15 protein-coding genes and 1 pseudogene are annotated in these 24,631 nt (G+C 69.8%); 9 read left to right on the forward strand and 7 right to left on the reverse strand.

Annotated features, from left to right (window positions below; translation table 11 throughout):
* Nucleotides 1-12 precede the first annotated feature (12 nt).
* Nucleotides 13-582, reverse strand: coding sequence for a hypothetical protein (locus JGU66_10005; protein MBJ6761096.1), 570 nt, complete (start codon nucleotides 580-582; stop codon nucleotides 13-15).
* Here JGU66_10005 and JGU66_10010 point away from each other — a divergent pair.
* Complete coding sequence (locus JGU66_10010; protein ID MBJ6761097.1) at nucleotides 545-985, forward strand: hypothetical protein; 441 nt, start codon at nucleotides 545-547, stop codon at nucleotides 983-985. The genes JGU66_10005 and JGU66_10010 overlap by 38 nt on opposite strands.
* Nucleotides 986-1,065: 80 nt before the next feature.
* Here the strand turns inward: JGU66_10010 and JGU66_10015 are convergent, their stop codons facing one another.
* The 6 genes and pseudogenes from JGU66_10015 to JGU66_10040 form a co-directional block, all read right to left on the reverse strand.
* The gene (locus tag JGU66_10015) at nucleotides 1,066-3,471 is read right to left on the reverse strand and encodes a hypothetical protein (protein MBJ6761098.1); all 2,406 of its coding nucleotides are present in this window, start codon (nucleotides 3,469-3,471) and stop codon (nucleotides 1,066-1,068) included.
* Between the two features lie 6 nt (nucleotides 3,472-3,477).
* Nucleotides 3,478-5,250 (reverse strand): VWA domain-containing protein, encoded by a 1,773-nt coding sequence (locus JGU66_10020; GenBank protein ID MBJ6761099.1) that lies wholly within the window; start codon nucleotides 5,248-5,250, stop codon nucleotides 3,478-3,480.
* A 2-nt stretch (nucleotides 5,251-5,252) separates the two neighbouring features.
* Nucleotides 5,253-7,265 carry a VWA domain-containing protein gene (locus tag JGU66_10025; protein ID MBJ6761100.1) on the reverse strand — a complete coding sequence of 671 codons (2,013 nt, stop codon included), beginning with the start codon at nucleotides 7,263-7,265 and terminating at the stop codon, nucleotides 5,253-5,255.
* Between the two features lie 31 nt (nucleotides 7,266-7,296).
* Entirely contained in the window at nucleotides 7,297-8,616 is a 1,320-nt protein-coding gene (locus tag JGU66_10030) for a thrombospondin type 3 repeat-containing protein (protein ID MBJ6761101.1), read from the reverse strand.
* 168 nt (nucleotides 8,617-8,784) lie between these two features.
* Entirely contained in the window at nucleotides 8,785-10,422 is a 1,638-nt protein-coding gene (locus tag JGU66_10035) for a calcium-binding protein (GenBank protein MBJ6761102.1), read from the reverse strand.
* A gap of 229 nt (nucleotides 10,423-10,651) precedes the next feature.
* A pseudogene (locus tag JGU66_10040) lies at nucleotides 10,652-12,829 on the reverse strand (MtsA protein).
* Between the two features lie 351 nt (nucleotides 12,830-13,180).
* Between JGU66_10040 and JGU66_10045 the strand changes: the two are divergent.
* The 8 genes from JGU66_10045 to JGU66_10080 are packed head-to-tail and all read left to right on the forward strand — an operon-like array spanning nucleotide 13,181 to nucleotide 24,627.
* Nucleotides 13,181-13,642 carry a hypothetical protein gene (locus JGU66_10045; GenBank protein MBJ6761103.1) on the forward strand — a complete coding sequence of 154 codons (462 nt, stop codon included), beginning with the start codon at nucleotides 13,181-13,183 and terminating at the stop codon, nucleotides 13,640-13,642.
* A 39-nt stretch (nucleotides 13,643-13,681) separates the two neighbouring features.
* Nucleotides 13,682-16,042 carry an AgmX/PglI C-terminal domain-containing protein gene (locus JGU66_10050; protein ID MBJ6761104.1) on the forward strand — a complete coding sequence of 787 codons (2,361 nt, stop codon included), beginning with the start codon at nucleotides 13,682-13,684 and terminating at the stop codon, nucleotides 16,040-16,042.
* 55 nt (nucleotides 16,043-16,097) lie between these two features.
* Nucleotides 16,098-16,733 (forward strand): outer membrane beta-barrel domain-containing protein, encoded by a 636-nt coding sequence (locus tag JGU66_10055; protein ID MBJ6761105.1) that lies wholly within the window; start codon nucleotides 16,098-16,100, stop codon nucleotides 16,731-16,733.
* Nucleotides 16,730-18,322, forward strand: a complete 1,593-nt coding sequence (locus JGU66_10060) for a hypothetical protein (protein MBJ6761106.1) — start codon at nucleotides 16,730-16,732, stop codon at nucleotides 18,320-18,322. Before JGU66_10055 ends, JGU66_10060 begins: the two co-directional genes overlap by 4 nt.
* On the forward strand, nucleotides 18,319-21,591 hold the full coding sequence (locus JGU66_10065; GenBank protein ID MBJ6761107.1) for a tetratricopeptide repeat protein: 3,273 nt from the start codon (nucleotides 18,319-18,321) through the stop codon (nucleotides 21,589-21,591). The genes JGU66_10060 and JGU66_10065 overlap by 4 nt, the downstream gene beginning before the upstream one ends.
* On the forward strand, nucleotides 21,573-22,079 hold the full coding sequence (locus tag JGU66_10070; protein ID MBJ6761108.1) for a hypothetical protein: 507 nt from the start codon (nucleotides 21,573-21,575) through the stop codon (nucleotides 22,077-22,079). Before JGU66_10065 ends, JGU66_10070 begins: the two co-directional genes overlap by 19 nt.
* Nucleotides 22,076-22,714 (forward strand): hypothetical protein, encoded by a 639-nt coding sequence (locus JGU66_10075; GenBank protein MBJ6761109.1) that lies wholly within the window; start codon nucleotides 22,076-22,078, stop codon nucleotides 22,712-22,714. Before JGU66_10070 ends, JGU66_10075 begins: the two co-directional genes overlap by 4 nt.
* A complete protein-coding gene (locus JGU66_10080; GenBank protein ID MBJ6761110.1) occupies nucleotides 22,714-24,627 on the forward strand; it encodes a tetratricopeptide repeat protein in 1,914 nt (637 codons plus the stop codon). The genes JGU66_10075 and JGU66_10080 overlap by 1 nt, the downstream gene beginning before the upstream one ends.
* Nucleotides 24,628-24,631: the final 4 nt, after the last annotated feature.

The following is a 24,631-nucleotide window of genomic DNA, read 5'->3' on the forward strand; positions in this document are numbered from 1 at the left end:
GGCGCGCTCGCGCTACCGGTTGCGCAGCGGCGTCACGTCCACCTTCACCACGTAGCGCGCCTGCATGTCGGACTGAATCTGGATGAGGTGGTCGCCCACGCCCGTCACGTCCGCCTCGCGGGTGAACTCGCCGAACTTCTCCATGCTGTCGATGGCGAGCTTGCCGGTGATGGCCTCCCGCTTGCGCGAGCGGCAGCCCTCCTCCTGGAAGACGATGGCCGTCTCCTCGCCCGCCGCCGTCACCTCCTCCAGATAGAAGTGCACCTTGATGGTGGAGGCCTCGGGCACCTGGACGATGAGCTGCGTGGAGCCCGGGAAGCGGCCCTCCGCGTAGCTCTCCGGCCCGAGGATGCAGCCAGCAATCTGGCTGCACACCGGCCACGAGGCGTTGCAGGCATCCAGCACGCGCGGCCCAATGAACTGCTCACGCGAGCCGCCACAGGCAGACATCATCGCCAACGACAAAACACTCACCACCATCTGGGCCCGTCGGCCAAACACTGTTACAAGTGAAACCATCTTCTCAACCTCATCCAAGGAGTGGATGTCCATGCGCCTGAAGACCCTGTGGCTGCCCATCATCCTCATTGCCGCGGCGGGCTGTGGAAACGATGACGAGAAACTGCCCAACTCGCCCCAGTTGGTCATCGACCGCAATGCCATGCAGTTCGACACCGAGTACAACAGCGGCACCTACGTAGGGCGCTCCACCTACAACACCCTCTACATCCGCAATGGGGGCCTCCAGACACTGGAAATCACCGACATCGCCGTCTCGGGCCCGAGCGAGTTCAAGCTCACGCCCCCCGAGGGGTGGACGGCCGGCCAGCCGCTGAAGCTGGAGACGAACGCGAAGACCTTCATCCAGGTCACGTTCTCGCCCAAGAAGGCGGGGGACTTCACGGGCAAGCTCACCGTGCAGTCCAACGCCGCCAATACGCCGTCGCTGGAGATTCCGCTGACGGCCAAGGGCATCAATCCGTAACACGCAACAGCCGGGCGGGAGCGTTGGCTCCCGCCCGTGCGCAGCGCCGGGCGGAATGTCTGGCATTGCCGCCACCGCGCTCACTGGCGGGTGAACTGGCAGCCTCCCGCCCACTTCGAGCCCGCGCCGCCATCCGGCAGCGTCGTGCCGCCATCCTGGGTCACCAGCGGGCACTGGTACTCGTTCTTCCCATCCGCCGTGACGTACGAGCGCGGGTACGTCCCGTAGCCGGTGCGCAGCGTGTAGTTCACGTGCGCGTAGTCGGTGCGCTCGGTGGCGGACACGGCCAGCTTCATCTGCCCGCCGCGGATGAAGCGCCGCTCCAGACAGGCGCAGGCGTAGGGCGCGAGCGTGACGGTGGTGGTCGCCGCCGTCTTGTCCATCTTGTAGAGCGGCTGGTAGCTGCTGAGCGGCGCGGAGTTGGTGGTGTGCCACGCGCGCATCGCATCCCCGCGGAAGGCCAGCGTCAGCGGGTCGCCCGTGCTCACCGTGGAGACGGGGTAGCAGTTGGGGCCCATGCCCGCGTCGGGCACGGTGCCGCCGTCCGGCGAGCCGCCCTTCATGTCGCCGTCGCAGAACGTCACGTCCAGGGCCAGCCCGTGCGGCGTGCCGCCGTCCGCCAGGTTCTGCACCTGCCACTGCACCAGCCACGCGGAGTCCTCGGGCTCGGGCAGCGCGGGGAGCTGGTAGATGTACGTGTCCACGTCGGAGGGCACCGCGTCGTAGTCATTCGGTCCGCGCACGCCCAGGCCGGTGACGCGGTCATTGGGGCGCAGCCGGCCGTAGCCGTGCGACAGCTCGCCCGACACCGCGAACGCGCTGTCACTGCCCGGCGCAGGCAGGCTGCCCGCGCCCACGCTCGCGAGGGTGAGCGCGTGCGGCTGCTCGACGCCGCCGCTGTAGGCCGACACCTCGGCGGTGTCCTCCGCGTCCCAGACCACCTCCAGCTTGTAGTCGCGGTCCTCGGCCCAGCGCTTCGTCTCGCGCACCACGAAGACATACGTGATGGAGCCACCGTGGCCAGGCACGGGGATGGCGCCCTGGAAGTTGCTCAGGCCGGGGAAGCGCGCGGGGTCCGCCTCGGAGCGAGACGAGTGCACGCACATCGCCTGCGTGTACGCGTTGCAGTAGTTCTCCACCAGCGCGCGGGCGCTCGGGTTCTCCGAGTAGCCCTTGGGGCACGCCACGGGGTCGGTGACGCAGGCCGTGCGCTGCGCGGGCAGACCCGTGCCCGTCACCACCTGGGTCAGGACCAGCACCTCGCGGTCCGGGAACACGCCCTGCGGCAGGGGCAGCGGCTCGAACCGGCCGCTGTTGGCGCCACCCGACTGCGGCACCACGCGATAGCGCAGCACCGAGGGCGCGGACGCCGACGGCAGCCGCACCGCATACCAGTCCGCGTCCGCCGTGTAGCCCAGGCGTCCGGTGAACGTCAGCGTCGCGCCCACGCTCCCCGGCGTGGTGCCGTCCATGGTGAGCAGCGTGGCGCGCTCCGCCACGTCGTTGTCGCCGTTCTGGTCCTGCTTGTCCTCCTCGTCCATGACGCGCACTTCCACGTCATAGGGCTGGCGCAAGTCCCCCTGCGGCGCCTCCTTGTCCGTCCCCGCCTGATAGCCCTTCACCACCAGCGTCCAGGTGCCCGGGTCCTTCACCTTGCGCGCCGTGGCGAGCACGCCCGGATGGACCTTGGGTGACACCTGGTCCTCGGACTCCTTGCCCAGGGCGCCCGGACGGCGCAGCTCATAGGACAGGCGGTAGTTGGGCATGAAGCCCTGGTCCGGCGCGGTGACGCGCACGTAGGCGATCTTCCCCGCGGTCAGCGGGAAGGAGTACTGGTCCACGTCCCCTTGCGTGGACAGGTAGCCGTGCTGCGTGCCCACCAGCACCGCGCCCTGCGCCGCCAGCGGGATGGCCGTGGGCGTGGTGTCATTGGGCTCGTTCGTGTCGGGGTCTTCCACCACCTCCACCGTGAGGCGGTACGGATTGCGCGCGTCGAAGTTGGGGCGCGAGGGGTTGCTCGGAGAGTCCTGCACGAGCAGCAACAGGCGCGTGCCGCCCTTGGCGTACGGCAGGATGATGTCCACCGGCTGGGGCTGCCCCTGTCCTGGCACGTCCTTCTTCATCACCAGGCTGCGGTCCTTGCCGTCCGCGCCCGGCTCCAACAGGTTCAGCGTCAGGTTCACCGCCGTGCTCGACGCGAGGTACGCGCCGGTGATGTGCACCAGCGTGCGCGCGTTGGCATTGGCCGGGATGGTGATGCTGTACCAGTCCTGGTCGCCGCCCTTCACGTCCCCCTCCAGCGCGAGGAAGCGATCCAAGGGCTGGCCGGGCTTCAGCTCGCAGTCGGGCAGCGTCAGCGCCTCGTCGCGGCTGTTGCACAGGTCCACCACCGTGGGGTTCTCGGGCGGTGGCGGCTCCCCGCCCCCCGAGGAGCAGGCGGCGGCGAGGAGCAGAGCGACGGGCAGGAGTCGGGCGTGGGTGCGCATGGGGCTCTAGGGGGTGGGCCGGCCGAAGCAGCCGTCCACGAAGTCCTCGGGGTTGACGCGGATGACGCCGTCCGGCGGGGACTTGATGCCGCCCACCGGGTAGCGCACGTTGTCCACGCGGAAGGTCCGCACCAGCGTGCGCGAGGACGGCTCATCCGCGGGCACCATGGCGAAGGACAGGTACAGGTCGTTGTGGCCGGCGCCACGCAGAATCACGCCCGCGTCCGGGCCACCGGCCACGCCACCGTCGGACACGAAGTCCTGCGTGGGCGCCAGGAGCACGTTGTCCACGCGGAAGCGGTAGCACTGCCGCCCGTTGACGTCCGGCGGGCCGTCCGCGAGCACGCTGTAACGGTAGCCCTCCGACGCCAGGTGCGCGGTGTCCACGGAGAGCGGGCGCATGTGCATGCGCAGCTCCGCGCGGCTCGTCAGCCCGTCGTTGTCCGGGTCCTCGTCCAGGTCATCGCTGGAGCCCTGCGTGCCGCCGCGCCACTCCACGCCGTCCGGGACGCCGTCGCGGTCGCTGTCCACCAGCGAGGCGTTGGTGCCGATGAACTGCTCATCGCAATCCAGCAGGCCGTCGCAGTCCGTGTCCTGGTCGCGCAGCGCGGGCGGACAGCCCTTGTCCAGGCCACCGCCATCCGGCAGCGCCACTTGCGTGGGATTGAAGTCCACGCCGCGCTCCCGGTAGTACACCTCCACGCCGTCGCTGAAGCCGTCCCCGTCCGTGTCCTTCCGGTTGGGGTCCGTGCCCAGCTCCGCCTCGCGCGCGTCGCTGAGGCCGTCTCCATCCGTGTCCGCCTCGCCCTGCGGGCTGCCCGGTGGCGCGGAGAAGTTGGAGGCCACCAGCTCCTTCAGCGTGAAGGCGCGGCGCACCTGACCGAACTGGAAGTTGAGGAAGTTGATGGGCTCGTTGTTGCGGAAGTCGCGGAAGTTGCCGCCGCCCCGCCCCGCCATGTCCTCGAGGAGCTGCGCGTCCTGGTTGATGATGCGCAAGGGGCAGCCACCATCGCCCACCTCGCCCGTGTCCGTGACGTCGCAGCGCGTGGTGACGGGCTGCGTGGGATTGAAGACGTGCACGGTGTTGACCTTCACGTCCTCCACCAGGTCGCGGAGCTGGCGGATGCGCACCACCGCGTCGCCGCCCACCAGCTCGTCGCGCTGGTCGTTCGTGGGGTGACCGTCCGACAGGAAGATGACCGAGTAGCGCGCGAGCGCCAGCGCCTGCGCGCCATCCGGGTTCTGCCGCGCGCGCGAGATGTCCGTGTTGATGAGCGAGTAGATGTCCGCCAGCGGCTTGACGAAGTCCGTCGAGTCCCGGTTCGGGGAGGTGTCCTGGTTGCGGAAGGTGAGGAGCTGCTCGGTGAGCTTGTTGCGCGCGGCGGCGTCCAGCTTGGACACCTGCACGAAGCCATCCTCGGGCGGCGGGCCCGGGTTCTGGGTGAGGAACGCCGTGGTGCTGCCGGCGAACAGCATCACCGCGATGGCGACCTCCTCGTCCTGCGGCAGGTTCTCGATGAGGTCCACGAGCGCGGTGGCGCGCGTGCCATCTGGATCGCTCACGCGCATGGACTGGCTGGCGTCCATGGCGACGACAATCTTGATGGGCCGGCGGACCTCGTTGGCGCCGAGGGTGCAGAAGCGCCCATCGAACGCGACGGTGCGGTCCGCGGGCACGTCCGTCTCGCGGCGCGGGTCGTAGAGGTAGCTATCGGTACAGGCCACCACCACGGCGAGCGCCGCCAGGCTGGCCACGAGCAGACGTCCGGTGCGACTCACGTCTATTTGCTCCCCTGCGTCGGCGTCACGCCGACACACTGTCCCTGGTCCTTCCACGGGTCCGTCATCTGCCGAGGCTCACGGAAGTCCCTGCTCTCGAAAGCCAGCTCGGGCCCCAGTGGAACACGGATGCTGGGGGGAGCGTACTGGGCCCAGGCGCAGGCCGTGTGCCACACGCCGTAGTCCGTGGCCACGCCACTCTCCGGGGCCTCCGCGAACCAGACCTTGAAGAGGTTGAAGCCCTGCTTCACGCCGGGCCGCGAGGGCTTCGGCTTCTTGGACTCGTCCGTGCTGTCCTGCGTGGTGACGAGTTGGAGGTTCGTCACCGTGAAGTCGTAGCAGATGCTCTGGTCGGGCCGCACCTCGGCGATCTTCGTCTCGTACTGGTAGCCGAAGCGCTCGTAGAAGGTGCGGTCGCGGCGCGTGGGGTCGCTTCCGGCGCGCAGCTCCGCGTCATCCGGAATGCCGTCGCCGTCCGTGTCCAGCCCGGCCACGGTGGCCTGCAACGGATTGAGTCCCCACTTGGACTCCAGGCCGTCCGGCGCGCCGTCGCCATCGCTGTCCACGATGCCCTCGCGCGTCTTGAGGTACTGCTCGGCGAACTGCGACAGCGCATCGCCGTCCGTGTCGCTGCACGAGCACTTGGGCGTCAGCGGAGACGCGGGGTTGCAGCCCCGCGCGTCCAGGTCGTTGGAGGGCCGGAAGCCCTGGTCCCACCTGCGCCACTCGAAGCCGTCATCCAGACAGTCGCCGTCGCTGTCGGTGTTGAAGGGGTTCGTCTTCAACTCGACGCTGTTGTCCTGGTCGTCCGGGACGCCGTCGCCGTCGCTGTCCAGCACCCGCTTGTCCTCACCGGGAGCCGAGCTGAGCGACTCCACGAAGAGCGTCTTCATCACGTTGGGCGAGGCGAAGGACGAGTAGTCCAGCGCGCCCAGGCCCAGGTTGGAGATCTCCGCCGTGTCGTTGAACTCCTGGTACACGCCGTTGCCCATGTCCGCGAAGCGCTTGAGCAGCCACGAGGCGATCTTCTTCGCCGCCTGCGGGTACTGCGCCTGGGGCACGCCGGGATACGTGCCGTAGATGTCCTGGCAGATGGGGCCACACGCGCGCACGGCCTCTTCGTTGAAGAGCAGCACGGTGTGCATGCGCACGTCGCCCACGTTGTACTGGTCCTTCAACTCCATCAGCCGGCGCACGTAGCTGAAGAGCTGGTAGTTCTGGTTGCGGTCCGTGCCCACCTCGAAGCCGGTGATGGCGTCCGTGGTGCTGGTGGCGTTGCAGAAGCTGGTCAACGAGTCGCGCCACGTGAGGTCCGGGGAGTCCGGGCTCGCGTACGCCGTGAGGTTGTCGTTGGCCGAGCAGCGCGGATACGGCGTGCCGTCCGTGAGGAACACCACCACGTAGCGCGTGCGAGGCAGCAGCTCCGGGTTGCTCACGGAGGTCTTCTCGATGTCGCTCGCGATGACGCCGTAGGCGTAGCTGAGCGCGCCCTGGTAGTCCGTGCCCTTGCCGAGCTGGGACTGCAGGCCGCTGATGTAGCTGTCGATGTTCGCGTCCGGCTTGGCGAACCGGTCTCCCGTCACGTTCGCGGGCCAGACGTTCTTCACGTTGGTCTCGAACGGCGCGATGGACACCGTGATGTTGCCGCCGCGGTTGTCGTTGATGTCGCGGAACTGCTTCACCAGCTTCTTGAGGGCGCGCACCCGCGCGGGCTCGGTGACGCCCGGCGGGATGATGGCCTGCACCTCGGCGCGCTCGCAGAAGCCGCTGCCCTCCTGCGAGCCCGGCGGATCCGACACGCACATGCTGCCGGACTCGTCGACGACCACCACGACCTTCACCGGGAACCCCGAGGGGTTGGGTGGGCGGGTGCACACCCGACCGGTGAGGGTCAGGCGGTCATCGAGGTTCGTCTTCTCCTGAGCCTTGGGCTCCAGCAGCGTGTCGGAGCAGGACAGGAGGGTTACGGCCAGGAGGCCCGTCACCCAGAGCGGTGAAGCGGTGAAGCGGCGCATGCGAAACGAGCCTCCTGTCATGGCAATGAGATTACTCCGTCCGACGGCGGCGCAGCAGCAGGCCGAGCAGCGCGGCGCCGAGCGCGGCGGCGCTGGTGCCAGCCGGCAGCGACGTGCAGCCCGAGCCTTCGTCGTCCTTGCCCACCTTCAGCTTCAGGCTGGCGATGGAGCTGCGCTGCGCGGGGAACACACGGTCGGCGAACGCCAGGTTGGCGGTGAGCTGCAGCTCGTACTCACCCTCCTTGTCCGGCTTGAAGTTCGGCACGCTGCCGTCCACGTAGGCGTATTCCCAGTGACGGCTGTAGGTGACGGCGCCCTTCGGGTTCTCCACCACGGAGTTGGAGCCGGACGGACGCTTCACCACGGTCCACGTGTACTCGATGGCCGCGCCGTTGCGGTTGGCGAAGAGCGGCGGGCGGATGGCGTCGCCGGCCTTGTCCAGCGTCATGCTGCCGCCGGTGCCCACGGTGAACGGCGACTTCGGATCGAGGCAGGCCTCGGCGTTGTTCTTGTCCAACACGAGGCAGAAGTAGTCGTCACAGGCGTCGCCCTTGCCGTCGCCGTCATCGTCCGACTGGTCGCGGTTGGCCACGAGCGGGCAGTTGTCCGGCGCGCCGTCGAGGACGCCGTCGTTGTCGTCGTCCACGTCGCACGCGTCGCCCTGGCCGTCGTCGTCCGAGTCCTTCTGGTCCGTGTTGGCCACGCCCGGGCAGTTGTCGTAGCTGTCCGCGATGCCGTCCTTGTCATCGTCCGTGCGGCACAGCGCGGGGTTCTCCGGCGGGCCCTGCAGCGGGTTGGCGATGAGCGGGCAGTTGTCCTGGCCGTCCGGCACGCCGTCGTTGTCGTCGTCCGTGTCGCAGACGTCGCCCTTGCCATCCTTGTCCGCGTCCGCCTGGTTGGCGTTGGAGACGAGCGGGCAGTTGTCCGCGGCGTCCAGCTTGCCGTCGTTGTCGTCGTCGGTGTCGCAGTCATCGCCGATGCCGTCGCCGTCCGTGTCGAGCTGGCGGACGTTGGACTGCGCCGAGCAGTTGTCGCAGGCATCGCCCACGCCATCGCCGTCGCCATCGAGCTGATCGCGGTTGCTGGCGAACGGGCAGTTGTCCTTGTCGTCGGCCTTGCCGTCGCCGTCCGCGTCATCGGTGTACGACAGCGTCTTGCCGTCGTCGGTGTAGGCCACCCAGACGGAGCAGCCGCAGCCGCAGCCGCACCCGCCGCCCTCCTCCTTCGGGCGACCGCATTCGTCGCCCAGGCACTCCGGATTGTCGGGCGCGTCCTGCGCCTGAGAAACATTGGGGGTGAGGACCAGGAATGCGCCAAGCGCCAGCGCGGGAGCAATGCGTGCGAGTGTCATGTTGACTCCTTTCAGCGCGGGACTCTTAGCAAGAGGCGATCCGTCGCCCAGCGATGCATCGAGTTCAGCAGTTTCAAGCTCTTGGACGACGACTGAGACATTGCAAGGCAGGTGTGTGGGGGGCGCTCCCCAGTGAGAGCGAGGGGGAGACCCCACACCTTCACGGCGTCAGATTCCGAGCACGAAGTCCTCGGGCACGAAGCGAACGGTGCCCGCGGGGGTGCGTCCGTCCTGGGTGCTGTAGCGGAAGTCCTGGATGAAGAGCGAGCCAATGCCCGCGCCGCGCGGATCATTGTCCCGGCCGACTTGCAGGTACAGGTAGACCTCGTTGGTGCCGGCCGGGATGCGGACCCCGGGGATGACGGGGTTGGGGCGCTCGAGCGTGGGGACCAGCGAGACGTTCTCCGCGCGGGCGCGGTAGCACGGGCGATTGTCCACCGAGGGCGCGGCCTCTTTCAGTGAGTAGCCGTAGCCGCGGTCGCGGTGGAAGTCGAGGTCGGCGCTGAGCGGATCCGAGTGTGCCTCCACCTCTTGCACGTTGGTGAGGCCATCGCGGTCGCTGTCCTGGAGGTCCTCGGGGACGAGCGGATTCGTATGAGACAGCGCCTCCACCAGGTCCGGCAGGCCGTCGCCGTCCGTGTCGCCCATGCAGGGGTTGGTGCCCAGCACGCGCTCCTCGCAGGTGTTGAGGCGGTCGCCGTCCTCGTCCAGGTTCACGTTGCAGCCGTTGATGATGTCCACCTTGAGCGGATCCAACCCCATGCGCAGCTCGATGCCGTCCATGAGGCCGTCCTGGTCCGTGTCCGGCTGCGTGGGGTCCAACCCCATGGCGCGCTCGTCGTCGTCCGACACGCCGTCACCGTCGCTGTCCGGCATCAGCTGACCGTCGCGCACCTGCACGTTGCGGTTGAAGGCGAAGAAGCGCTTGAGCTTCAGCGCGTTGTTGAGCGGCGCGTAGTTGAGCGAGCCCAGCGCGGAGGGCAGGCCCGCGATGTCCGTCTCGATGGGCTCGCTGCCGCTGGCCTTGGCGATGACGGCCACCTCCGCGCGCGTCACCGGATCCGGCGTGGCGCCGCGCACATAGATGGGCTGCACGGAGACCTCGCCCGCGCTGTACTGCTCGGTGAGCGCCTTGAGTTCTCCGGTGGCCGCCGTCAGCTCGCACTTGCTGCACTCGGCATCACACAGGCGCTGCGCCGCGGGGCTCTCACCGCAGTTGGCGCCGCTGCGCAGGGCCTTGCAGCGCGAGTCGATGCCCTCGTTGAAGCCGGGGTTGGCGCAGCTCAGGTCCTCGCTGCGAACCACGAGGCCCACCACGTAGCGCGTGCGCGCCACCGCGCCGCGACACGACGTCTGCATGTCGCCGGACAGCAAGCTCTTGGAGAGCTTCAGCGCGGAGCGGATGCTGTTGGGCCCCGACTCCTGGTAGCTGGAGTAGCGCGGCAGCACCTCCTGGAAGCTGGAGGCATCCGTGAAGCTGCCTTGAATGCCCGTGGCGAACGTGTGGTACGCGACGAGCCCGAAGGAGATGTACGGGCCGGAGAAGCGACTGGTGAGCGAGGCGAGCCCATCCGTCGCGAAGCCCACCATCTCCGTCTCCACGCCCGCGCCGCCCTGCAACGCGAAGAGTGCCTTGACGGGGAACGCGTCGCCGCCCGCCACCGGGACGCAGATGTCGCCCTCGAACGCGGCGCGGTCCTTGGCGCCGCCAGCGCGACCCTCGAGCGCGTACAGCCCCGCGTCGGAGCAGGACAACAAGCACAGGACTGGAACGAAGAGCGGAGCAGCCCGCGAGAGTGCGCGCATCACTGGGATTGTAGACCTCAGGCCCCCGAGGTGACGCAAGTCACGCCGTGGAAACCCATGACCGGCACGCAGCGGGGCCAAGGAATTCGGCCGGTCGTGGAACAAGGTGGCGCGAACGGACCGCGCCATAGGCTCGGTGGCGCGAACGGACCGCGCCATAGGCTCGGTGGCGCGGGCGGACCGCGCCATAGGCTCGGTGGCGCGAACGGACCGCGCCACGGGCTCGGGGTTACAGCGTGAGCAGGAATCCGAGCAGATCATCCCGCTCCTCCGGAGTCAGTGCCGAGGCGTTGCCGTGACGCGGCCCCGACATGTCGAGCACGGCGCGCAGCGCGAAGCGCGAGCCCACCGTCAAATGGTCTCCCTCCACCGCGTAGCCCGCGGCGCCGCTGGTGAGCATGGGCCAGATGTCCCACGCGCCCACCAGCGAGGGCGGCGCCGCGCCCACCACCTGGTCCTGCATCTCCAAGCGCAGGGGCAGCGCCACGGGCGTGCCCACATCCAGGTACTGGCCTCGCGTCGCGGGTGACTCGTCCAGCGTGTAGAGCGGTGCGGGGTGACAGGCGACACAGCCTCCCTTCCCCTCGAACAGCTCTCGCCCGCGCGCGGGGTGACCCGTGCGCCCATCTGGCAGCGGAACCTCGTCCCGAGGGGCGCCGGCCGCGTCCCGGTAGGGATTGGGCGGCGTGGTCATGAGCGAGGTGAAGAGCGCGAGCGCCTCCACCTCCTCCTCGGTGGGGTTGGGATTGTGGAAGCGGTTGCGCCCGCCCACCGTGCGCGCCGTCTCCGCGATGCTGTGCGTGCTCGCGGGCGTGAAGTACGGCGGGGTGTCGCGGCTGCCCAGCGCCGTGGTGGAGCGGTAGATACGCATGGGCCGCGTCTTCTCGTAGAAGACGCCCCCGGTGTGCCCCTCCAGATGACACGCATCGCAGCTCATGCCGGTGCGCCCCAGGTCCGCGTAGTAGAGCACCTGACCCAAGCGGCGCCGGGCCTGCGCGCGCGGCGACTCCACGGGGAGCTGGCGCAGCACGCGCGCCCCTCCCTTGCGGGCCTCGCTCACGTCCACCACCGCCACTGTGTGCGTGAAGCGGTTGAGCACATAGAGCGTGCGCCCATCCGGAGACAGCGCGAGCGCGCGCGGTCCCGAGTGCAGCTCATCTCCCGCGCGGCCCTTCGTCGACAGGTCGCTCGCGGGACGGATCCGCGGCGTGCCCTCAGGAGGAGGAATGGCCAACTCCTGGAGGACCGCGCCGCGCGCCGCCTCGTCGCTCGTCACCAGGGCCTTCACGTCGAGCACGCGCACGCGCCCCAGCGCCACATCCGCCGCGTAGAGCAGCCCCGCCGCGTCGTCCAGCGCGAGCCCTTCCGTGATGCCCGCGCCGAAGCCTCGGTGCCGCACCATCTGGCGCCGCGCGGGGTCCAGCACCGCCACGCCGCTGTTCGCGCTCACCTCCATGCGCTGGGCGTTGGGCCCCACGTTCGGCCCCAGGCTCGCCATGAAGACACGCGCCCACTTCGCGCTGGCCACGAGCGCGCGCGGCGCCTTGCCGCCCATCACCTGCGCGCGAAACGGCTCGGTGTTGCCGCCCACGATGGAGACGCCGGGCCGCGGCACCACCGTGCCCACCTCCGCGCCGTCCTCCTCACGAAGCAGCACCACTTGCCCGGTCTGGAGACTGCCCACCGACAGCAGCCCCTGGAGCCGCGCGAGCGCGCGCGGGTTGGGGTCCACCGGCGTCACCCAACGCTCGCGGCCATCGTCCAAGCCCACGGCGCGCACGGTGTCGCGGATGTGCTCGGCCACGAAGGCCACGCCGCGCGCGCCATCCACCTCCAGGCCTTCCGCTCCCTCGGGGGCGGGAAGGATGCGGGGCGCCTGGTCCAGCGCATCCAGCGCGTACAGCCGCAGCTCCGGTGCGAAGCGGTGCGCCACACCGAGCCACGCACGTCCCGCCGCGTCCTTCCACGTCGCGAGCGCGCTGGGACCGTCCGCTGTCGCGAGCGACACCACGCGCCCCTGCTCCACGTCCAGCGCGTACACGGTGTCGGTGGGAGGCGAGGCGATGAACAGCGTGCGGCCATCCGGCGAAGACACCATCGCCGCGAGGTCCGCGAACGCCGCGTCGTTCACCACGGTGAGCCGCGCCGACCCTTCTGGCGCGGGGCCCGCGTCCGCCGCGAGCGTCACGTCCACCACGGCCTGGGGCAGCTCGGCATCCAGCCCGACCTCCGCGGGCAGGCGCGCATAGGCATGACGCGCATCGACGACCGCGAGCGGAAGCTGGCGCGAGAGCGGGGCGCCCAGGGCCAGCTTCAACCCCGGCACCAGGTTCTCGCCGTACACCGCCAACGGCTGTGATGTCTGATTGCTGGTGAGCTTGGGCCCCACCGACACGAGCCTCGGACGAGGTCCCGCCAAGGGGGGCGAGGAAGACACCCCCGACGCGGGCGTGGCGCCGCGCAGCATGAAGAAGCCCGTGGCGCAGAGCACCAGCGCGAGCGCGCAAAGCACCACTCCATTGCGAAAACCACCCATCACGATGACTCGGAGCCTCCGCGCGACAGCATCCACCATCCCTCACGATGCCGCGATGACTTCGGTTGCATCTGCTCACATGAATTGCAAGCGGCGCATGAGGATTCTCACGCCACCTTTCCAGTCGGCTGGCAATCCTGGCCGCTCAGCGTGGAGCGTCCGCCACACTGGGGTGGAGTGCCCCCCACACTTGATCCCACGCACACGTCACGCGGCACGGGACTGTGCGTTGACAGCTTGGGGCGCGCATCGCTTAACCTGCCGATGATGCGACGCTTCCTTCTCTTCTCCGCCGTCGCCGTTGCGCTCGGCTTCGGACCGCTCCCCACCGCCAGCGAATCTTGGGCTCAGGGGCGGACTCGCTCACCTCGAACCGCGAAGGCCGCCAAGCCCGTGTCTGGCAAGGCACCCAAGAAGGGGGGCAACAAGACGCCGCCGCGCATCGAGCCGCGCGCGGGCTCCGCTGTGAATGACCCAGTGACGGGTGACGCGGCCACCGCCTCGGCCGCTCCGCCACAGCGCGGACCGGCACGCATCGACTTCGATGACCGGCTCATCCAAGGCCAGACAAACAAGTCCGGTGCCGTGTATCTGTATGACCGCAAGGAGCTGAAGACCCGGTCGATGATCCGCGAGCGCGAGAGCTTCCGCTCGGAGACGCTCGCCACGGTGTACGACCAGTAGGGCGGCGGCGCCCACCAGCCCTCGAAGGGAGCGTCACCGTTGAGCGGTCAGCCCACTGTCCTGCAAGTCGTTATCCTCCGCGACGGCCTCCTCGTGGGCACGGAGGTGTTCATCCCTGGCACGTACGCGCTGGGCTCCGACCCGTCGTCTGATTTGCGATTGGACGACCCCACCGTGGGGCCGCGCCACGCAGTGCTCTATTTCCAGAACGGGCGCACCGCCATCCAGGACGCGGGCTCCGCCACGGGCGTCTTCGTCAACGGCCACCGCGTGTCCGCGTGTGAGATCCGCTCCGTGGACGAAGTGCTGTGCGGACCCTTCGTCCTGAAAACACGCGTGCTCGCGCAGCGCCCGCCCGAGGCCAAGCCTCAACCGCCGCCCGAGGTCGCCGCGCTGTTGGGCAGCCCTGCACCCGCGCCCGGCGCGCCGCAGCCGCCCGCGGCCGCGCGGCAGCTTCGCCCCACGCCGAGCCCGGTGCCTTCGGCGTCTCAGCCACTGGCGGCCACCGTCCCCGCCGCGCGCGTTCCGCTTTCCGTCCGCCCGCCCGCCGAGGCGCCCCAGGCCCCCGTCGCCGCGCCGCCTCCGGCACCGCCCGCCATGGCGCCCGTGCGCGCCGCGCCGCAGCCGATTCCCACGCCGCAGCCCACGCACGCGCATCCGCAACAGCCGATGCACGCACAGCAGCAAGCGCATGCACAGCAGCAGGCGATGCATGCGCAGCAGGTGCAGCAGCAGGCGATGCATGCGCAGCAGGTGCAGCAGCAGGCGATGCACGCGCAACAAGTGCAGCAGCAAGCGATGCACGCACAGCAGGCGATGCACACGCAGCAGCAGGCGATGCACGCGCCACAGCCGCAGCCCATCGCGCCGGTGCCCCCCAACACCGTGCCGTCCGTGCGCCGTCGCTCCTCGCCGGAGCCCGAGCCCACGGAGTCCGGGCTGCTCCTCGCGGATGATCTCCTGGCGGACATGCCGCCCATGCCCGTGGCGCAGGATGACGGGCCGCTGCTGCGCGAGACCGCGCTCCCTGCTCGGCCCACGCATGCGCCGCGCATCGAGGGCGGCAAGGGCGCAGCGCAGCTCTACCTGGAGCTGTACTGGGGCGCCGTGCGCCGCGACGCGCGCCGCTTCGCTCCCGACGCGAAGAAGCCCGTGCTGGCCTCGCAGGACGAGACCGCGCCCATGCCGCTGTGGGGCTTCACCTTGCCCCAGCAGGACGCGGCCTTCGTCCTCGCCGAGTCGCGCAACGGCGCCTTCCGCCTCTACGTCCCGCCCGGCACGGACATCGAGAAGTCCGGCTCGGATGGTCGCTTCGCGCCCGTCACCACCGCGGCGCTCGAGTCCGATGGCAGCCGTCGCTTCATCACCTTGCGCCAGGGCGCCGCCGCGCGGCTCACCCAGGGCCAGATGTCGCTGGTGGCCTACTCCGCCCTCGTGCCCGAGCGCGTCTTCGTCAATCCGCTCAAGGGCCTGCCGTGGCTGACGCTCGCGCTCCTCGCCATCTTCGGCGGTGGGCTCGGCTCGTTCATCGTCACGCGCCCCAAGCGCTCGGACACCGCGGACTTCACGCAGAAGAACCTGCCGCCCGTGGCGCTGCGCCTCATCGCGCCGGAGCCCAAGAAGAAGGAAGAGGCGAAGAAGAAGCTGGAGGCCATCAAGAAGAAGGCCGAGCCCGTCAAGGAGAAGGTCGTCGAGAAGGCTCCGCCCAAGCCGGTGAAGGAAGTGGCTCCGCCGGTGAAGCCTCCCCCTCAAGTGGAGAACAAGGCCCTCAAGGCGCTCGCGAAGCTGTCCGCCGCGGGCCCTCCGGCCAATGACCTGCTCGCCGCGGTCGACAAGCTGGGCAGCGGCCCCGGCAGCAAGAACGTCAAGACCTCCAACTACAAGCTGTCCGGACTCATCGGGAAGGCGCCCATCGCCAACGCGGGCACCGGCATCTTCGGGCTCGGCGGTGGAGGCAAGGGCGGCGGCGCCACGCTCGGCGCGGAGCTGCTGCGCGGCAAGGGCGGCGGCGGAATCGGCGCGCTCGGCGCGGGCAGCGTGGGCAAGGGCGCGGTCGGCGGCACCGTCACGCGCGCCACCGCGCGCAGCATCTCGTCCGCCCAGGGCACCGTGGATCGCGAGGCCGTGGCCAAGGTCATCAACAGCCACTTGCAGGACGTGCACTCCTGCTACGAGCGCGCGCTGCTCAAGGACCCCGGACTCGCCGGCAAGGTCGTCCTGGAGTGGAGCATTGGCCTCAACGGCAGCGTGACGTCCGCGAAGACCAAGTCCTCCACCCTCCGCAATGCCTCCGTCGAGGCCTGCATCCTCAGCAGCTTGAAGACGTGGACCTTCCCCGCCCCCAAGGGCGGCATTGTCATCATCACGTATCCCTTCCTCTTCAACTCGGTTGGCTACTGACGCGGGGTCCCCCTCCCCTCGCCACGGCCCGCCACCCGCCAGGAAACACCCCACCGTGCGATCCGTTCTGCTCATCCTCCTGTGCCTGGTGCCCGGCTTCGCGCGCGCGCAGGCCGAGGCGCTCGAGAATCCCGGCACCGTCTCCGCGGTGCAGGACCGGCTCTACCGCATGCACCACGAGCTGACGCTCGGCGTGGGCGTGCTGCCCGCTGACGCCTTCTACAAGGGCTTCGTCGGCGCGCTCGGCTACACGTACCACTTCAGCGACACGTTCGCGTGGCAGGTGGGCCGGGGCATGTACAGCTACAACGTGCAGACGGGCCTGCGCCGTCAGCTCGAGCGCGACTTCGACGTGGCGCCCACCGCCACCGCGTTCGAGGACCAGGTGCAGTGGATGGTGGGCTCGGACCTCGTGTGGAGCCCGCTGTACGGCAAGACGTCCATCCTCAACAGCAGCGTGGTGCACTTCGAGGCGTTCCTCCTGGGCGGCGGCACCGTGGTGAAGGTGCACCGCTCCGACGGCTTCCGCCCCGCCATCAACCTGGGCGTGGGCCTGCGCATGTTCTCCGGGAAGACGGTCTCGTTCCGACTCGACGTGACGAACAACGTCGTGTTCGCGGGCACCTCCCGCATCATCAACGTCCCCACTGTTCAGCTGGGCACCGCGTTCAACTTCGGCGCCACGGAATGACACCCCGCCCTCTCATCGCCGCCGCGCTTGCGAGCGCCGCGCTGCTCGTGTTCCCACCGGCCGCCTCCGCCGCCGTCCCAGACGGTGGGCTGGCCATGCCCCCGCCCCCCACGGGCACCACCACGCGCGCCAACGCGTCACCGGCGGACGCCGGCACGCCCCCGCCCGCCGATGGTGGCACCCCCTCGACCGCCGCCGAAGCGCCTCCCCCTCCGCCCAAGAAGGTGGAGGCCGGCGTCTTCGACCAGGCGCTTCAGGACTACTTCGCCGGCAAGCCGCGCGCCGCCGCGGGCCCGCTGTATGCGTGGCTCCAGGCCACGCCCCGCACGGACGAGAACTACGCCTGGGGTCAGTACTTCCTCGCGCGCAGCCTCATCGACCTGGGCCTCACCCACGCGGGCGCGTCCTATCTGGCGCGCATCGCGCGGGAGCGCACCAACCCCAACGTGCTGCCGCGCGCGCTCGACGTGCTCAAGGACCTCACCGACCGGCCGCACGACGAGGTGATGATCGACGAGCAGGTCTTCGGCGCGCTCGACCTGGGCTTCCTCCCGGACGAGACGGGCGCCTATGCCCACTATCAGCAGGGCATGGTGGACCTGCGCGTGGGCAACGAGCGATGGGCCAACACGCACTTCTCCAAGCTGCCAGAAACCTCCTCCGAGGCCAGCCGCGCCAAGTTCGCGCTGCTCGTCACGCGGCTGCGCCAGGTGAAGGACCCCTCGGACGAGATGGTGAAGGACTTCCTCGGCCTGTCCGAGGACGACAAGCTCACCCGCGACGCGCGCAACGAAGCGGCGCTCGCCGTGGCGCGCCTGCGCTACGAGCGCAAGGACTACCCCGGCGCGCTCGAGGCCTACGGCAAGGTGAAGCTGCCGGAGTTGGACCCTGGCCGCGCCAGCCTCTACCTGGAAGAGGCGTGGACCCGCTACAAGCTGGGTGAGATCCGCGCCGCGCTGGGCATCCTCACCACCCTGGATGCGCCGTCCTTCCGCGACGAGTTCCTCCCGGACAAGTACCTCCTGCGCGCGCTCATCTTCCGCGACCTGTGCCAGTACCTGCCCGCCAAGCGCGCCGCCAAGGAGCTGACGCGGCGCTACGCGGACTCGCTGGAGTCCGTGCGCGGACGCGACGACCTGACGCAGGACGTGCGCCTGCGCCGGGCCGCCAATGCCCACGGTGGCACGCGCCGCGCCGCGCGCTTCGTGGAGGTGTTGGACCTGGAGGGTGAGCGACTGGGCCGCTACGCCGGCAGCTTCGGCGACCGCCTCTTCGCGCACCTCACCAAGCTGTATGACCTGGCCCACGCCGAGGGCGTGCGCGTGTACGAAGCGCGACTGGCCGAGGCCGTGCGCCAGGAAGCGGACACGCTGCTGCGCGCGTCCGAGCAGGTGCGCCTCATGGAGTACGAGGTGGGCCTCAAGCTGTACGAGCGCGTGAAGAAAGGCGCGAAGGTCGTGTCGCCACAAGACGAAGAACTCCTGTCACCCGCCCAGGTGGCCTTCCACTTCGACGGGGAGTACTGGAACGACGAGCTCAAGTCGTACCGGGTCCGCATCGAGAGCCGCTGCATCGAGGAAAACCCATGACCGGCACGCTCACCGGCCTCATCGCCGCCGCGCTGCTGACCGCCACGCCCCCCAGCGGCGTCACCCGCCCCGGCCCCAACCTCAACCCCATCGTCTCCAAGGCGAAGGAGCGCGAGGAGCTCATCTCCAAGCTCAAGCGCGACATCTTCAAGGTGGACCGCGCGCTCGGCGAGACGGAGAAGCTCATCTCCAAGAGCCGCAACGCGCCGTACCTGCCGGACCTGCAGTTCCGTCTGGCCGAGCTGTACGTGGAGAAGAGCCGCTACGTCTATTACCTCCAGGCCGAGTCCCGGCCCGAGGGAGCCAGCGGCGCGCTCGTCTCCCCGGAGACGCGCCTGCTCAAGCAGAAGGCGGTGCAGCTCTACTACCGCCTGCTGCGCGAGTACCCGGACTTCAAGGACGGCGACCAGGTGACGTTCTACCTGGCGCACGAGCAGCGTGAGCTCGGTCAGTTCGACGAGATGCTCAAGACGCTCGGGGACCTGACGCACAAGTTCCCCAACAGCCCGCTGCGCCTGGAGGCCGAGCAGATCCTCGGCGACCACTTCTTCGACAAGGCGGACCTCGTCGAGGCGGAGAAGCACTACCAGGCCATCCTGGAGGCGCCGCCCTCGCCGGTGCACGACCTGGCCCGCTACAAGATGGGCTGGATCCGCGTGAACCAGGCCAAGCACGCCGAGGCCGTGACGTTCTTCGAGGCCGCCGCCGCCAGCGCTCCCTTGCCCGGCGTGGACGTGAAGAAGGCCCTCAACGTGAAGCGCGAGGCGCTGCTGGACCTCGTGTACAGCTACACCGAGGCCCGTCCGCCCAAGGGCGCGCTCAACTACTTCGAGAAGCTCAGCGAGAGCCGCGCCACGTACTCGCTCGCGCTCGACAAGCTGAGCAACCGCTACTTCATCAAGCAGCAGTACGAGTGGGCCATCCCCGCGCTGCGCAAGCTGATGGAGATCCAACCGGACCCCGAGCTGGACCTGGAGCGCAGCCAGAAGCTGTATGACTCGCTCAAGGCCGCCAAGGGCAAGGTGCTGCCCGACCCCGAGGACATCCGCTTCCTCGTGCGCGCCGCGGTGCAGAGCAAGACGGACCCCGAGCTGGCCGAGGGCGAGCGCAAGAAGCAGCTCGCCGAGCTGGAGGAGATGGGCCGCGACCTCGCCACCCAGGTGCACCTGGCCGCGCAGAAGAAGGACGAGAAGGACCTGTACCTGAAGGCCGCCGCCGCCTACCGCGAGTACCTGGGCCTGTTCCGGCCGGACCAGTACGTGCGGCCCATCATGAAGAACCGCGCGGACGCGCTCTTCGCGGCCAAGGAGTTCCCCGAGGCGGCCCGCCAGTTCGAGGAGCTGGCCCGCTACGAGGAGAAGGCCAAGGACGGCAAGGCGGTGGAGGCGGCCCTGTACGGCGCGCTGCTCGCCCACTTCTCCACGCTCAAGCCCGAGGAGGCGCTCAAGCGCAGCGCCTTCGAGGTGGCGGACGCGCGGCAGGCCCTGAAGCTCCTGGGCGCCGACTACGTGGCGCGCTACCCGCAGAGCGCCAACGTGTTGGACGTGAAGTTCAACATCGCGCGCGCCTACTACGAGGACGGCGAGTACCCGAAGGCGGCCGAGCTGTTCACCGCGTTCGCGCTGGCGCACCCGGCCTACAAGGACGCGCCGGTGGCCGGAAACCTGGCCCTGGACAGCCTCAGGCAGGTGAACGACTTCAAGAAGCTGGACGAGACGGGCCGCAAGTTCCTCGCGTCCGCCCTGCCCTCCAACTTCCGCGGCGAGGTGCAGAAGATCCTCAACCAGAGCAAGGCCGAGGCGCTGGACGAGCTGGCCCTGCAGAGCGCCCAGGAGACGGGCGACGTGGTCGAGGGACTCGTCAAGGTGGCCGACGAGAACAAGAACTCGGACATCGGCGAGAAGGCGCTCTACGGCGCGTTCACCGCGGCGCGCGAGAAGCGGGACATGTCGCGCGAGCGCGAGCTGGGCGCGAAGCTGGTGCAGGACTACCCCAAGAGCCAGTACCTCTCGGACGTGCTGCTCACGCTGGGCCGCCACGCCGCCGAGGCCGCGGCCTTCCCGGAAGCAGCGGGCTGGTTCGAGCAGGTGGGCCAGAAGCTCGGCGCGGACTTCGCGGCGGTGGATGGCTGGCTGGCCGCCGCGCGCCTGCGCATGGGGCTGGGTGACTACAAGGACGCCGCTCGCAACCTGGAGATGGCGGCCGAGGTGGCCGGCGCGCGCAAGGGCGAGGTGCTGGCGCTGTTGGCCGACACGCGCCTGAAGCAGAAGGACATGGGCCGCGCGAAGACGGCGGCCGAGGCCGCGCTGAAGCTCGACAAGGGCAACGTGGCGGCCGCGGCGGTGCTCGCCGAGGTGCAGGCCACCACGGCGGCGAACGCGGCTCCGGACGCGCTCATCTCCACCCTCACCACCGCGGTGCAGGGCCCCAACGGACAGACGGAAGAGGCCGCCAAGGGCCTGTGGTTCCTCGGCGAAATCCTCTACCGCCAGTTCAAGGACCTGCCGGCGGACAAGGTCGAGGAGAAGGTCGCCGCGCTCCAGTCCATGGAGGGCGTGTACACGCAGGCCGCGTCGCTCGGGTACCCCGAGTGGGCGGTGGCCTCGCTGTGGAAGCTGGCGCTGGCGTACGGACACATCGCGGACGTCGTCGAGCAGACGCCGGTGCCCGCGGGCCTGTCCGCCGCCGAGTCCCGGCAGTTCCAGGATGCGGTGAAGCAGCAGGTGGGCCCGCTGAAGACGCGCTCCGAGGAGGCGTTCAAGGCGTGTCTGTCTCGCGCGGAGTCGCTCGAGGTGTACAGCACCGCCGTGCTGGGCTGCCGCAACCACACGGACGTGGCCTCGCTGCCGCTGCCGCAGCCGGGCACGCCCACGCAGCCCGCGGTCCTGGAAGACCTGCGCAAGAAGGCGGAGAAGGTGCTGTCCGCCGAGGCGCTGGAGGCCCTGGGCATGGGCTACCTGGACGCGCGTCAGTACGGCATGGCCCAGCTCACCTTCGGTCGCGTCACGGAGCTGCAGGACACGCGGGCCTCGGCGCACAGCGCGCTGGGCTGGGCGCTGCTCAACACCGGCGACGCCATGGGCGCTCGCGCCGCGTACGCCAAGGCGCTGGAGGCGGACCCCACCTACGACAAGGCCCGCATCAACCTGGCCGCCCTGCGCTGCCGCTTCGGCGACACGGACGGCGCGCGCCGCGAGCTGGCCGTCCTCAAGGACGTGGCCAACCTCAACGGCCCGGACGTGGACGCGGGGTGGAAGGCGTGCAAGTGAGCCCCTCTCACATCGCGGTGGCCCTGGGCGCGCTCCTGGGCCTCACCGCCTGCGGTGACAAGGAAGGCGGCGCCCTGGAGGGGAGCGTCACCCCGCTGCTCGACCTGCGCTACCAGCGCAGCGAGGCGCGGGTGGGCGAGGGCGAGCTGTCCATCAGCTTCCTCCAGGACCAGGGCGCGGGCTCCAACACCGTGCTCAAGGTGAGCGCCCGCGTGGACGACATGCTCCCCGAGGGCTACACCGACTCGCTCGACATCGACCTCGCGCAGGTGCTCGACAACGGCGCCCAGCGAGGCACGGTGGGCCGCAGCGTGCTGGACGAGCCGGTGCGCGACTTCCCCAAGCTCGCGCGCGGCAACCTCTTCGTGCGCACCATTCCCCAGCCGGGCAGTCGCGTGTCCGGCGAGTTCAACGTCACCTTCGTCAACGGCACCGACGTCTACTCCGGCCGCACCATCTTCGGCCGCTTCGAGGCGACCGTTCCATGAAGTCCTCCTTCCTGATCGCCCTGTCCCTCCTGGCCGTCGCATGCGGCCCCCGCTACGGCATGCGCGTGCCAGACGGGCTGGTGAAGAAGCTCCCGTACGAGTCCCGCATCGAGCTGCTGGAGGCGGAGAACGACCTGGCCCTGGCCATCGACCGCGTGGACGAGGCGGACAACGAAATCAACCGCGCGCGGGACAACATCCGCCGCGCCAAGTCCCGGCAGGCCGCCGCCGAGGACGAGGTGGACCGCGCCACCGACGAGGTGTCCCGCGAGGTGGCGAAGCTCGCCATTGAAGAGGCCGAGGCTCGCGTGACGTTCCTGCGCGCGCACCAGCGCCTCAACGTGGGCCTGCGCGACGTGGAGAAGCTGGCGCGGCAGTGCGCCTTCGCGAAGTTCGAGCTGGCGCGCCTCACCGCCGCGCGCAAGGCGAAGGTGCCGGGCAGCGAGAAGTTGGATCCAAAGGAGTTCGAGCAGCAGGTGTCCGAGTGCGATGCGGGCGTGAAGGCCGAGCGCGCCGACCTCGCCGAGGACACCAAGGAAGAGCAGACGGCGCGGGGGGCGTGGGAGACGAAGAAGGCCGCACTGGCGAAGAAGACCTTCGACGCACGAGCAAGTCCCTACGTGGAGAACCTGTGATGACGAGAGCCGGCGTCCTAGTCCTCCAGCTGCTCACCGCCCAGGCCCCTGCCCCCGAGGCCTCTCCGCCGGAACGTCCCGCGGCGGAGGCCGCCCGTCCGGACAAGCTGCCGGATGACCCGGACGCGCTCTACAAGCTGGGCACGGCGTTCCTGGCGCAGAATCAGCCGCGCCGCGCGGTGGCGCCCTTCACCAAGTTGGTGGGACTGACGCCGGACGGCATCCCCGCGCGCGTGGCATTGGCGCGGGCGCTGCGGCTGTCGGGTGATGCGGAGAAGTCTCGCGCGGTGCTGGACTCGGCCATCGCGAGCTTCCCCGAGGAAGCCACGCTGCGCGCCGAGCGCGGCCTGTTGGCCCGACTGCTGGACGAGAAGGACGTGGCCATCGCGCAGTACGCGGTGGCCACCGAGCTGTCCCCCAAGGACGCCGAGCTGCGCTTCAACCTGGGCGAGGCCCTGGAGAGCGCGGGCCGCACCGACGACGCCATCGAGGCGTACCGCGAGGCGCTCAAGCTGGATGGCGCGCTCAACGTGGCGCGCATCAACCTGGGCAAGGCCCTGGCCGACAAGGGCCTGACGGGCGAGGCCAAGGAGATGCTGCGCGAGGCCCTGCGCCAGAAGGCCACGGACGCCGAGGCCCACTACAACCTGGGCACGCTGCTCATGCGGGACAACGACCTCGCGGGCGCGGTGGCCGAGTACCAGGCCGCCCTCGCGGCGGACCCCAAGCACGCGCGCGCCCACAACAACCTGGGCGTGGTGCTGGACGAGCAGGGCAACCACCGCAAGGCCACTGAGTCGTTCTCGCGGGCCATCGCGTTGGATCCGAAGTACGCCGAGGCGCACTTCAACCTGGGGCTCGCGTACTTCCAGCTCGGAGAGAACGCGCGCGCGACCAAGGCCTTCGAGAAGGCGCTGCTGTTGGAGCCCCGGCGCTCCAGCGGGCCGTACACGCAGCTCGGACAGCTCTACCTCGCGCAGGGAAAGAAGACGCAGGCGGTGGAGGCCTTCAAGAAGGCCATCGAGAAGAGCACCGAGGACGGGAAGAAGACGCCCGAGGCGTACCAGGGCTTGGCGCGCTCCTACTTGTCGCTGGGCAAGGTGGATGACGCGGTGGCCACGCTCAAGACCGCCGTGGACGCCTTCCCGAACGAGGCCGGAGCGCACTCGGCCTATGGCGACGCGCTGAAGGCCAAGGGCGACCTGGACGGCGCCATCGCGCAGTACGAGGCGGGCGTGAAGCTGTCGCCCACGCCGGAGAATCGGCTGGCGCTGGCCGAGGCGTACTCGCGCAAGCACGTGGCGGCCAAGGCACGGCCTCTCTACGAGGCGATGCTGGCCGAGGATCCGAACCACCGCGCGGCGAAGCTGGGGCTGGCGGATCTGCTCCTGGCCATGGGCGACTACGCCGCCGCCGAGACGCTGCTGAAGGTGAAGGACGGCGAGGAGCCGGACACCGCGGCGCTCTCGCGGCTGGGCATCTTGCACTCGCGGCGCCAGCGCCCCGACCTCGCGGTCCCCGAGCTGGAAGCCGTGGTGGCCAAGGACCCCGCGCAGTTGGAGGCGCGCGCGGAGCTGGGCTTCCTCTACTTCCGCGGCGGAGATGAGCAGAAGGCCGTGCGCGTGCTGAGCGACGTGCTGGCGGTGGAGCCTCGCAACGCGCTGGGCCTCTTGTACCTGGGGCACGCGCTGTACCGGCAAGGCAAGGCGAAGGACGCGGAGAAGTCCTTCCGAGGCGCCGTGCAGGTAGACCCGGGACTCGGCGAGGCGCACTTCGCGCTGGGCCAGCTGCTGGAGGCCACCGGCAAGACGGACGAGGCGCGCAAGGAGTACGAGACCACGCTGCTCCTCCAGGCGAACCACGCCGACGCGAAGCTGGCCCTCAAGAAGCTGGGCGCGGCCACGCCTCCCTGAGGCC

The sequence above is a fragment of the Myxococcaceae bacterium JPH2 genome, from assembly GCA_016458225.1.
Classification (GTDB): domain Bacteria; phylum Myxococcota; class Myxococcia; order Myxococcales; family Myxococcaceae; genus Citreicoccus.

What these genes read in the sequence shown, in the direction of transcription:
- JGU66_10035 (MBJ6761102.1), bottom strand. Translation starts at nt 10,422, where the DNA reads ATGCGCGCACTCTCGCGGGCTGCTCCGCTCTTCGTTCCAGTCCTGTGC.
- JGU66_10005 (MBJ6761096.1), bottom strand. Translation starts at nt 582, where the DNA reads ATGATGGGCAGCCACAGGGTCTTCAGGCGCATGGACATCCACTCCTTG.
- JGU66_10030 (MBJ6761101.1), bottom strand. Translation starts at nt 8,616, where the DNA reads ATGACACTCGCACGCATTGCTCCCGCGCTGGCGCTTGGCGCATTCCTG.
- JGU66_10010 (MBJ6761097.1), top strand. Translation starts at nt 545, where the DNA reads ATGTCCATGCGCCTGAAGACCCTGTGGCTGCCCATCATCCTCATTGCC.
- JGU66_10060 (MBJ6761106.1), top strand. Translation starts at nt 16,730, where the DNA reads ATGACACCCCGCCCTCTCATCGCCGCCGCGCTTGCGAGCGCCGCGCTG.
- JGU66_10025 (MBJ6761100.1), bottom strand. Translation starts at nt 7,265, where the DNA reads ATGCGCCGCTTCACCGCTTCACCGCTCTGGGTGACGGGCCTCCTGGCC.
- JGU66_10075 (MBJ6761109.1), top strand. Translation starts at nt 22,076, where the DNA reads ATGAAGTCCTCCTTCCTGATCGCCCTGTCCCTCCTGGCCGTCGCATGC.
- JGU66_10080 (MBJ6761110.1), top strand. Translation starts at nt 22,714, where the DNA reads ATGACGAGAGCCGGCGTCCTAGTCCTCCAGCTGCTCACCGCCCAGGCC.
- JGU66_10015 (MBJ6761098.1), bottom strand. Translation starts at nt 3,471, where the DNA reads ATGCGCACCCACGCCCGACTCCTGCCCGTCGCTCTGCTCCTCGCCGCC.
- JGU66_10065 (MBJ6761107.1), top strand. Translation starts at nt 18,319, where the DNA reads ATGACCGGCACGCTCACCGGCCTCATCGCCGCCGCGCTGCTGACCGCC.